6 protein-coding genes are annotated in these 9015 nt (G+C 63.6%); 4 read left to right on the top strand and 2 right to left on the bottom strand.

Features of this window, described 5'->3' with window-relative positions:
* Window positions 1–92 precede the first annotated feature (92 nt).
* On the top strand, window positions 93–1679 hold the full coding sequence (gene serA / locus IP68_RS16935; RefSeq protein WP_054136199.1) for a phosphoglycerate dehydrogenase: 1587 nt from the start codon (window positions 93–95) through the stop codon (window positions 1677–1679).
* 59 nt (window positions 1680–1738) lie between these two features.
* On the opposite strand, the gene IP68_RS16940 is transcribed toward serA, so the two are convergent.
* Together IP68_RS16940 and IP68_RS16945 are read right to left on the bottom strand one after the other, a co-directional pair.
* A complete protein-coding gene (locus IP68_RS16940) occupies window positions 1739–2197 on the bottom strand; it encodes a PilZ domain-containing protein (RefSeq protein ID WP_082382457.1) in 459 nt (152 codons plus the stop codon).
* 73 nt (window positions 2198–2270) lie between these two features.
* Window positions 2271–2645 carry a winged helix DNA-binding protein gene (locus tag IP68_RS16945; protein WP_054136201.1) on the bottom strand — a complete coding sequence of 125 codons (375 nt, stop codon included), beginning with the start codon at window positions 2643–2645 and terminating at the stop codon, window positions 2271–2273.
* Between the two features lie 485 nt (window positions 2646–3130).
* Here IP68_RS16945 and IP68_RS16950 point away from each other — a divergent pair, with 485 nt between their 5' ends.
* The 3 genes from IP68_RS16950 to clpB all read left to right on the top strand — a co-directional run bounded on the left by IP68_RS16950 (window position 3131) and on the right by clpB (window position 8939).
* The gene (locus IP68_RS16950) at window positions 3131–5254 is read left to right on the top strand and encodes a TonB-dependent siderophore receptor (RefSeq protein ID WP_082382459.1); all 2124 of its coding nucleotides are present in this window, start codon (window positions 3131–3133) and stop codon (window positions 5252–5254) included.
* 77 nt (window positions 5255–5331) lie between these two features.
* Entirely contained in the window at window positions 5332–6249 is a 918-nt protein-coding gene (locus IP68_RS16955; RefSeq protein ID WP_231684102.1) for a CoA ester lyase, read from the top strand.
* 110 nt (window positions 6250–6359) lie between these two features.
* Window positions 6360–8939 carry an ATP-dependent chaperone ClpB gene (clpB, locus tag IP68_RS16960; RefSeq protein WP_054136203.1) on the top strand — a complete coding sequence of 860 codons (2580 nt, stop codon included), beginning with the start codon at window positions 6360–6362 and terminating at the stop codon, window positions 8937–8939.
* The last annotated feature ends 76 nt before the right edge of the window (window positions 8940–9015 follow it).

Genomic DNA, 9015 nt, shown 5'->3' on the forward strand with positions numbered 1-9015 from the left:
AAACCTTCATTCAAAATTCAACAATAGGGCCGGGTATTGAGGCCATTCCCCTCTCCCCGGCCCTCTCCCCTGAAGGGGAGAGGGAGACAAACATGCCTAAAGTTCTCATTTCCGACAAAATGGACCCCAAAGCCGCGCAGATCTTCCGCGAGCGCGGCTGCGAAGTCGATGTCATCACCGGCCAGACGCCCGAAGAGCTCGCCGGGATCATCGGCCAGTATGATGGCCTTGCCATCCGCTCCTCGACCAAGGTGACCAAGGCTATCCTCGATGCGGCGACCAACCTCAAGGTCGTCGGCCGCGCCGGGATCGGCGTCGACAACGTCGATATTCCTGCTGCTTCGGCCAAGGGTGTCGTCGTCATGAACACCCCGTTCGGCAACTCGATCACCACCGCCGAGCACGCCATCGCGCTGATGTTCGCGCTTGCCCGCCAGCTGCCCGAGGCCGATGCCTCGACCCAGGCGGGCAAGTGGGAGAAGAACCGCTTCATGGGCGTCGAACTCACCGCCAAGACTTTGGGCCTGATCGGCGCGGGCAACATCGGTTCGATCGTTGCCGATCGTGCGCTGGGCCTCAAGATGAAGGTGGTCGCGTTCGATCCGTTCCTGACGCCCGAACGCGCGGTGGAGCTGGGCATCGAGAAGGTGACGCTCGACGATCTGCTCGCGCGCGCCGATTTCATCACGCTGCACACCCCGCTCACCGACCAGACCCGCAATATCCTGAGCAAGGACGCGCTGGCCAAGACCAAGAAGGGCGTGCGCATCATCAACTGCGCGCGTGGCGGACTGATCGACGAGGCGGCGCTCAAGGAGGCGCTGGATTCGGGTCAGGTCGCGGGCGCTGCGCTCGACGTGTTCGCCACCGAGCCTGCCACCGACAGCCCGCTGTTCGGCACCCCCAACTTCGTCTCGACCCCGCATCTGGGCGCATCGACCAGCGAAGCACAGGTCAATGTCGCGATCCAGGTTGCCGAGCAGATGGCCGATTATCTGGTCAAGGGCGGCGTCACCAACGCGCTCAACATGCCCAGCCTGTCGGCCGAGCAGGCCCCCAAGCTGCGTCCCTATATGGCGCTGGCGACCAATCTTGGCCGTCTGGTCGGCCAGCTCGAGAGCGATCGGGTCAAGAGCATCTCGATCGAGGTCGAGGGCGCTGCGGCCGAGCTCGACATGAAGCCGATCACCGCTGCCGTGCTTGCCGGTTTCATGCGCGCGTTCAGCGACAGCGTGAACATGGTCAACGCACCGTTCCTCGCCAAGGATCGCGGCCTCGATGTGCGCGAAGTGCGGCATGATCGCGAAGGCGACTATCACACGCTGGTTCGCGTGTCGGTGGCGACCGAGGATGGCGAACGTTCGGTTGCCGGCACGCTGTTCGGCAATGCGACCCCGCGTCTGGTCGAAATCTACGGCATCAAGATCGAGGCCGATCTGGCGGGGCACATGCTCTACATCGTCAACCGCGACGAGCCCGGCTTTATCGGACGGCTGGGATCGACGCTGGGCGAGGCCAATGTCAACATCGCGACCTTCCATCTGGGGCGTCGCGAAGCGCGCGCGGGCGGCGAGGCGGTGCTGCTGCTGTCGCTCGATGGCGCTGTGGCCGAACCCGTGCTTTGGAAATTGTGCCAGCTGGCCGGCGTGAAGACGGTCAAGAGCCTGCGCTTCGACTGATCACTTGTTTCGACCCCCTGCCTCCGGAGCAATCCGGGGGCAGGGCTGTTTCTGCCGGGTTAGCGGTCGCGGCGGAGCGAGATGCTGGGCCGATACGTGTTCTTCATCGGCTTGAACCGTGTGAAGACGTGGTTTTCCAGCGGCTTGTTGACTTCGCTGTCCCAGTTGGAGCCGTTGAAGGCGAGGTTCTCGATCGCCTTGGTATCGATGCGCAGGTCCGAGGTCAGTTGGGCGCCGAACTGGCCGCTGCGCACCCAGCGCACCTCGGCCTCGAACCGGCCCAGGCCGGGGCGGTCGATATCCACGACATCACCGGGGATCAGCGCTGCATTGCAACGCCCGCCCAGACCACCGCTCGAGATATCGCGGATGACCGCATCGGCGCTGCCAAAGCGCTCGTGAAAGACGGTGACCTTCATCAGCCGGTGCACCCGTGCCTCACGCTGCGGCAGGTTCTCGTCAACCTTGGGGGTTGCCGGAACGTCAGATCCTGTCAGTCCTCTTTTTCCGAAAGACATAGCGGTTTCATCCTCATCGTGACGAGAGGTAGCCGCAAACCTTTAAATTCGAGTAAAGTGACCTGGGGCCGGATCAGGCCGGGCCCATCTTGTCCAGATAGGCATCGAATTGCGCTTCGCCCATGCGGGTGAGGGACACGCGGGTGCGTCTGCGGTCCGATCGATCGGGCACCATTTCGGCATAGCCCTTTTCGCGCAGCTGGTGAATGAGGCGCAGCGCGGTGCTTTCGGGTGCGTCGCACATCAGGCACAGGTCGCTCATCGAAAGCTGGGAGCCGTTGCGCTTGGCGGCCAGCAGCGCGACCAGCATGTCCCAGCTCGGGTTGCGCAGCTTCAGCCCGGGAAAGCTGGAGGAGCGCAACCGACTGGCCTGCTGTTCCTGCAGGATCAGCCGCGTCTTGCGGTCGCCTTCGGCCCCTCTGGCGTCGGCATGGATTTCACCGGCCATGACTGGCCTGTTCCACGAAGCTGTGGAGCGCGCAGAAGTATCTCTGGCTAACGATTTCACGTGCTTTCCCCTGTGCAAAGTCGTGCGACCGTTCGCCATCTGTCTGCCAGTATGAAGGAATTGACTTCCAGTGGCAGCGACGGCTTGTCCGATTTTTTATGTTTCGCAGTATCTCTAAAGACTTGCTACCCCGACTTTTGGGGGATGCGTGCATTTTTGTACAATTCCGACGCGGTTCCATTGGTTGTAGCCCCCACAATTAGCCCCGAAAAACAAGGTGCCGATACTTTCATTTGGGTATGTCTGCGGGCGATGCGTGCCGAGCTGGGCGCGGGTTTGCCGCACGGCCGTTGTATCTCGCTGGCACTGGCCCGGCGCCCTGGCTGATGATTTTCCCAAAACCCCCCCCAATCGGGGGAATAAACGCTATTGCGAATAGATTGCAACTGAATTAGGTCCCCGGCGCGACTTCGGGAGAAATAAAAATGACTCGCAAAAGCTTTAGCAAATTTCTCGCTGGCACCGCGCTGGCGGCAACCGGGTGGGGCGCGCCCGTGCTGGCGCAGGAGATCGACGCTGTAGAGGCACCACGACCAGAGATCATCGTGACGGGCGCGCGGCAGCAGAGCGCCGCCGGGACCAAGACTGATACGCCCGCAATCGAGACGCCGCAGCCGATCACCGTCGTCACCGACGACCAGTTCCTCGCTCAGGGGGCGCTGTCGATTGCCGATACGCTCAACTATGTCGCGGGGGTGCAGGCCAACGCTTATGGCCCCGATGGCCGCGTGGATTCGAGCTTCATCCGCGGCTCCAGCCCGTTGCAGTTCCGCGATGGCATGCGCGACATCTTCAGCTTCTATGCGAGCATCCGCGCGGACCCGTATAATTTCTCGCAGGTCGAGGTGGTGCGCGGGCCCGCATCGGTGCTGTTCGGGCAGAGCTCGATCGGCGGGCTGATCAACCTTGTGTCAAAGGCCCCAGCGTTCGAAACGCGCGGTGAAATAGCGGTGCGCTACGGCAGCTTCGACCGCAAGGAGATGCTCGCAGATGTTACCGGGGGCATCACCGACACCGTTGCTGCGCGGATGGTGGCGCGGGTGCGCGATGCCGACACCCAAGTCGATTTCGTGCGCGACGACCGCGTGATGCTCTCGCCCTCGCTGCTCTGGCAGCCGACGGACGATACCAGGCTGACGCTGATAGGGCTCTATCAGGAAGACGAGGGCGGATCGGTGTCGCAGTTCCTGCCTTTGGTCGGAACGCTGCTGCCCAACCCCAATGGTCGCCTTGCCAACAGCACCTTCATCGGCAAGCCTGGCTGGGACCGCTACGATGGCCGCCTGCTGCAGGGAACGGCGCTGTTTGAGCACCGCTTCAGCGATGCAGTCAGCTTCTCCGCCAAGGCGCGCAGCATCGACAGCAACCTCACCTATCTGACGCACTACCCCAACAGCTATTCCAATCCGACCAATCCGTATCTGGTCGCCAATCAGCGGATCATCGGAAACTATGCCGATGGCAGCATCGCCCGGCTCGACATCTTTTCGACCGACAACAACCTCAAATTCAACTTCAACACCGGCGGCAATATCGAGCATGTCGTGCTGGCAGGGGTGGACTACAGTTGGAACCGGGTGCGCAAGAATGGCGGTTTTGCGCTCGAGACCATCGACATCTACGATATCGATTACGCCGCGCTGTCGAACTTCGGCGGCGGCATTCCGACAGCAGCCTTTCCGGGCTTCCTCGGTGGCTCGTCCGAGGACAATACCCAAAAGCAGCTCGGCTTCTATCTGCAAGACCAGATCCGGCTGTGGGACCGGGTGTCGATCGTGCTGGGTGGGCGCCGCGATACGGTTCGGTCGTCGTCGCCTGGCAATCCCACGGTCAAGGTCAGCGCGACATCGTTGCGCGCCGGAATCATCGGCGAGCTCGTCCGGGGCGTCTCGCCGTTCTTCAGCTATACCGAATCCTTCGATCCGATCGCTGGCACCGCGAGCAACGGCAACCCGTTCACTCCCAAGCGCGGGCGGCAGTTCGAGGGCGGGGTCAAGTTCCACCCCGACGAAGCGACTCTGGTGACCTTGACCGCGTACCACATCAAGGAAACCGGAAGGCCGATCGACGATCCCAGCACCCCCGACCCGTTCGACCAGTTCCAGGCAGGCGCGCTGACCTCAAAGGGCTTCGAGATCGAGGCCAGCCGCCGTCTGCCGGGCAACTGGGAACTGCTCGCCAACTATAGCTATACCAGGGCCCGGATCGACGGCACCAACCGTCAGCTGGAAAACGTCCCCAAGCACAACGCGTCGGTATGGGGCACCAAGTCGTTCGCGCTCGATGACGAGACCAATCTGCGCATCGGCGCCGGGGTGAGGCATTCCAGCGCCAATCTCTCGTTCGGCGCGGCATTCCCGGATGGCCTGCGCACGCCGTCCTATACGCTGGTCGATGCCCTGGTCGAGCTGGCCCGGGGACCGTGGTCGCTGGCGGTTAACGCCACCAACCTGTTCGACAAGAGCTTCTATTCGGCATGCCTTGCGCGTGGCGATTGCTTCATCGGAGCAGAGCGTAACGTCTTCGGCACCGTGAGCTACCGCTTCTGAGGCGATTGCACGGGCGGCGATCGGCGGTAAAAGGCACCTGAACGGCCATGATGGGCCGTGCTGGACAGGATGCCTCTATGCCGCCGATTGCCGCCACGTCCCTGCCGTCTTGTTCCCCGCCGTCCTATCCGATGCGGTCGTGGCTGTTTGCGCCGGGCGACAGCGAAAAGAAGATGGCCAAGGCGGCCGACAGCGCCGCCGATATCGTGCTGTTCGATCTGGAAGATGCGGTCGCGACAGAAAACAAGCCGCTGGCGCGCACTCTGGTCCACGCGATGCTCGCCAGTCGCGAAGAAGGGCGCGAACGGCTGTGGGTGCGGGTTAACCCGCTCGACGGGCCGTACACGCTGGCAGACCTTGCCGCGGTGATGCCCGCGCGCCCCGGCGGCATCATGCTTCCCAAGGCCGGCGGGCGCGGTGATGTCGAGCTGCTCGATCATTATCTCTCGGCGCTCGAAGTCGCCTACGGCATCGATCAGGGATCGACCCCGGTCATCGTGCTGGTCACCGAGACTGCACAATCGATGTTCCACACCGGCGACTACAAGGGCGCGCCGCGCGTGGTCGCGATGAGCTGGGGTTCGGAGGACCTCGCCGATTCGATCGGCGCCAGCACCAACCGCAACCCAGATGGCAGCTACGGCTTCACGTATGAGCTCGCCCGCAGCCTGTGTCTGCTCGGGGCGGCGAGCGCAGGCGTGACCGCGATCGAGACGATAGAAGCCGATTTCCGCAACCTTGATGGCTTGCGGATTCGCGCCGAAAAGGTCCGGCGCGACGGCTATCGCGGCATGCTCGCGATCCACCCCGCGCAGGTCGATGTCATCAACGCCGCCTTCACCCCCAGCGCCGAAGAGCTGGCGCATGCGCAGATGATCGTCGATCTGTTTGCCGCCAACCCCGGCGTCGGCACGATCGGCCACGAAGGCGGCATGCTCGACCGCCCCCATCTGTCGCGCGCGCAGCAGCTGCTCCGGCAGGTGGGGCAGGGGTAAGGACGGCGATAATGCACAAGTTGCACCGCGTGGTTGATGCACCCCTTGCGTTGCAAAGATGCAACACTATGTCAGCGGAGCAAGGGCACAGATAGGGCGGAGACACTCCCATGAACCTCGAAAAATTCACTGATCGCGCCAAGGGCTTTCTGCAGTCGGCGCAGACTGTGGCCATCCGCATGAACCATCAGCGGATCAGCCCCGAACACATTCTCAAGGCACTGCTGGAAGATACCGAAGGCATGGCGGCCGGGCTGATTGCGCGCGCAGGCGGCAATGCCCCCGTCGCGGTGCAGGAAGTCGATTCCTTGCTCGCCAAGGTGCCCGCAGTGTCGGGCGGCGGGGCGCAGCAGACGCCGGGTCTTGATAATGACGCCGTGCGGCTGCTCGACAGCGCCGAACAGGTGGCGACCAAGGCTGGCGACAGCTTCGTCACCGTCGAGCGTCTGCTGCTGGCGATCACGCTCGCCAAAGGCACCAAGGCGGGCGACGCGCTTGCCAAGGCCGGGCTGACCCCCGAGGCGCTCAACACCGCGATCAACGATCTGCGCGGCGGCCGCTCGGCGGATTCGGCCAGCGCCGAGGAAAGCTACGAAGCGATGAAGAAGTACGCCCGTGACCTCACCGAGGCTGCGCGCGAGGGCAAGCTCGATCCGGTGATCGGCCGCGACGAGGAAATCCGCCGCACCGTGCAGATTCTCGCCCGGCGGACCAAGAACAACCCCGTGTTGATCGGCGAGCCTGGCGTCGGCAAGACCGCGATCGCCGAGGGGCTGGCGCTGCGCATCGCCAATGGCGACGTGCCCGACAGCCTGAAGGACCGCCGCCTGATGTCGCTCGACATGGGCTCGCTGATCGCGGGCGCCAAGTATCGCGGCGAGTTCGAGGAACGGCTGAAGGCGGTGCTCGACGAGGTCAAGGGCGCCGATGGCGAGATCATCCTGTTCATAGACGAGATGCACACGCTGGTGGGTGCGGGCAAGGGCGAAGGCGCGATGGACGCCTCGAACCTCTTGAAGCCGGCCCTTGCGCGCGGCGAACTGCATTGCATCGGCGCAACCACGCTCGACGAATATCAGAAGCATGTCGAAAAGGACCCCGCGCTGCAGCGGCGGTTCCAGCCGGTGTTCGTCGGCGAGCCCAATGTTGAGGACACGATCTCGATCCTGCGCGGCCTCAAGGAAAAATACGAGCTGCACCACGGCGTGCGGATCACCGACAACGCGCTGGTGGCGGCGGCGACGCTGTCGAACCGCTATATCTCCGACCGCTTCCTGCCCGACAAGGCGATCGACCTGATGGACGAAGCCGCGAGCCGCATCCGCATGGAAGTCGAGAGCAAGCCCGAAGAGATCGAAGCGCTTGATCGCAAGATCATCCAGCTCAAGATCGAGGCGTCTGCGCTGGGCCGCGAGAGCGATGCCGCGTCGAAAGACCGGCTGGTGCACCTTCAGAAGGACCTGTCCGAGCTCGAGCAGAAGTCGTCCGAACTGACCACGCGCTGGAAAGGCGAGAAGGACAAGATCCACGCCGAAGCCCGGCTCAAGGAAGAGCTCGACGGTCTGCGGATCGAGCTCGACCAGGCGCAGCGCAATGGCGATCTCGCGCGTGCGGGCGAGCTGTCCTATGGCCGCATCCCCGAGCTCGAGCGCAAGCTGGCGGAAGCTGCGACCTTCACCGAAGGCGCAATGCTGCGCGAGGAAGTGACCGAGGACGATATCGCTGCGGTCGTCAGCAAGTGGACCGGAATCCCGATGGAGCGGATGCTCGCGGGCGAGCGCGAGAAGCTGCTCGCGATGGAAGAGCATATCGGCAAGCGGGTGATCGGTCAGGCCGCGGCGGTCGAGGCCGTCGCCAAGGCGGTGCGGCGTTCGCGCGCGGGTCTGCAGGACCCCAACCGTCCGCTGGGCAGCTTCCTGTTCCTCGGCCCCACGGGTGTCGGCAAGACCGAACTGACGCGCGCGCTCGCTGGCTTCCTGTTCGATGACGACAACGCGATGGTCCGCATCGACATGAGCGAGTTCATGGAGAAGCACGCGGTCGCGCGGCTGATCGGCGCGCCTCCGGGCTATGTCGGTTACGAGGAGGGAGGAGTGCTGACCGAGGCGGTGCGGCGCAGGCCCTATCAGGTCGTGCTGTTCGACGAGGTCGAAAAGGCCCATCCCGATGTGTTCAATGTGCTGTTGCAGGTGCTCGACGATGGCCGTCTGACCGATGGCCAGGGCCGCACGGTCGATTTCTCGAACACGCTGATCATCCTGACGTCGAACCTGGGCAGCCAGTATCTCGCCGGGATGACCGAGGATCAGAAGGTCAAGGATGTCGAACCGCAGGTGATGGAAGTGGTGCGCGGGCATTTCCGCCCCGAATTCCTCAACCGCCTGGACGAGATCATCCTGTTCCACCGCCTGGGCGAGGAGCATATGGCGCCGATCGTCGACATCCAGGTCGCGCGCGTCGCGAAATTGCTCAAGGACCGCAAGATCACGATCGATCTTTCGGACAGCGCCAAGAAGTGGCTGGGCCGGGTGGGCTACGACCCGGTGTATGGCGCACGCCCGCTTAAGCGCGCGATCCAGCGCTATCTGCAGGACGCGCTCGCGGACAAACTGCTGCGCGGGGAAATTCCGGACGGATCGACGGTCAAGGTCGAGGATGGCGACGGCCAGCTGGTGCTGACGGTGGATTGAGACGCGTTCCCCTCCCTGCAAGGGAGGGGTTAGGGGTGGGTCGGCGGAATTGAGCTAAGCTCGCCTTGTAGCGGCG

The sequence above is a fragment of the Blastomonas sp. AAP25 genome (genome assembly GCF_001295965.1).
Lineage (GTDB): Bacteria > Pseudomonadota > Alphaproteobacteria > Sphingomonadales > Sphingomonadaceae > Blastomonas > Blastomonas fulva.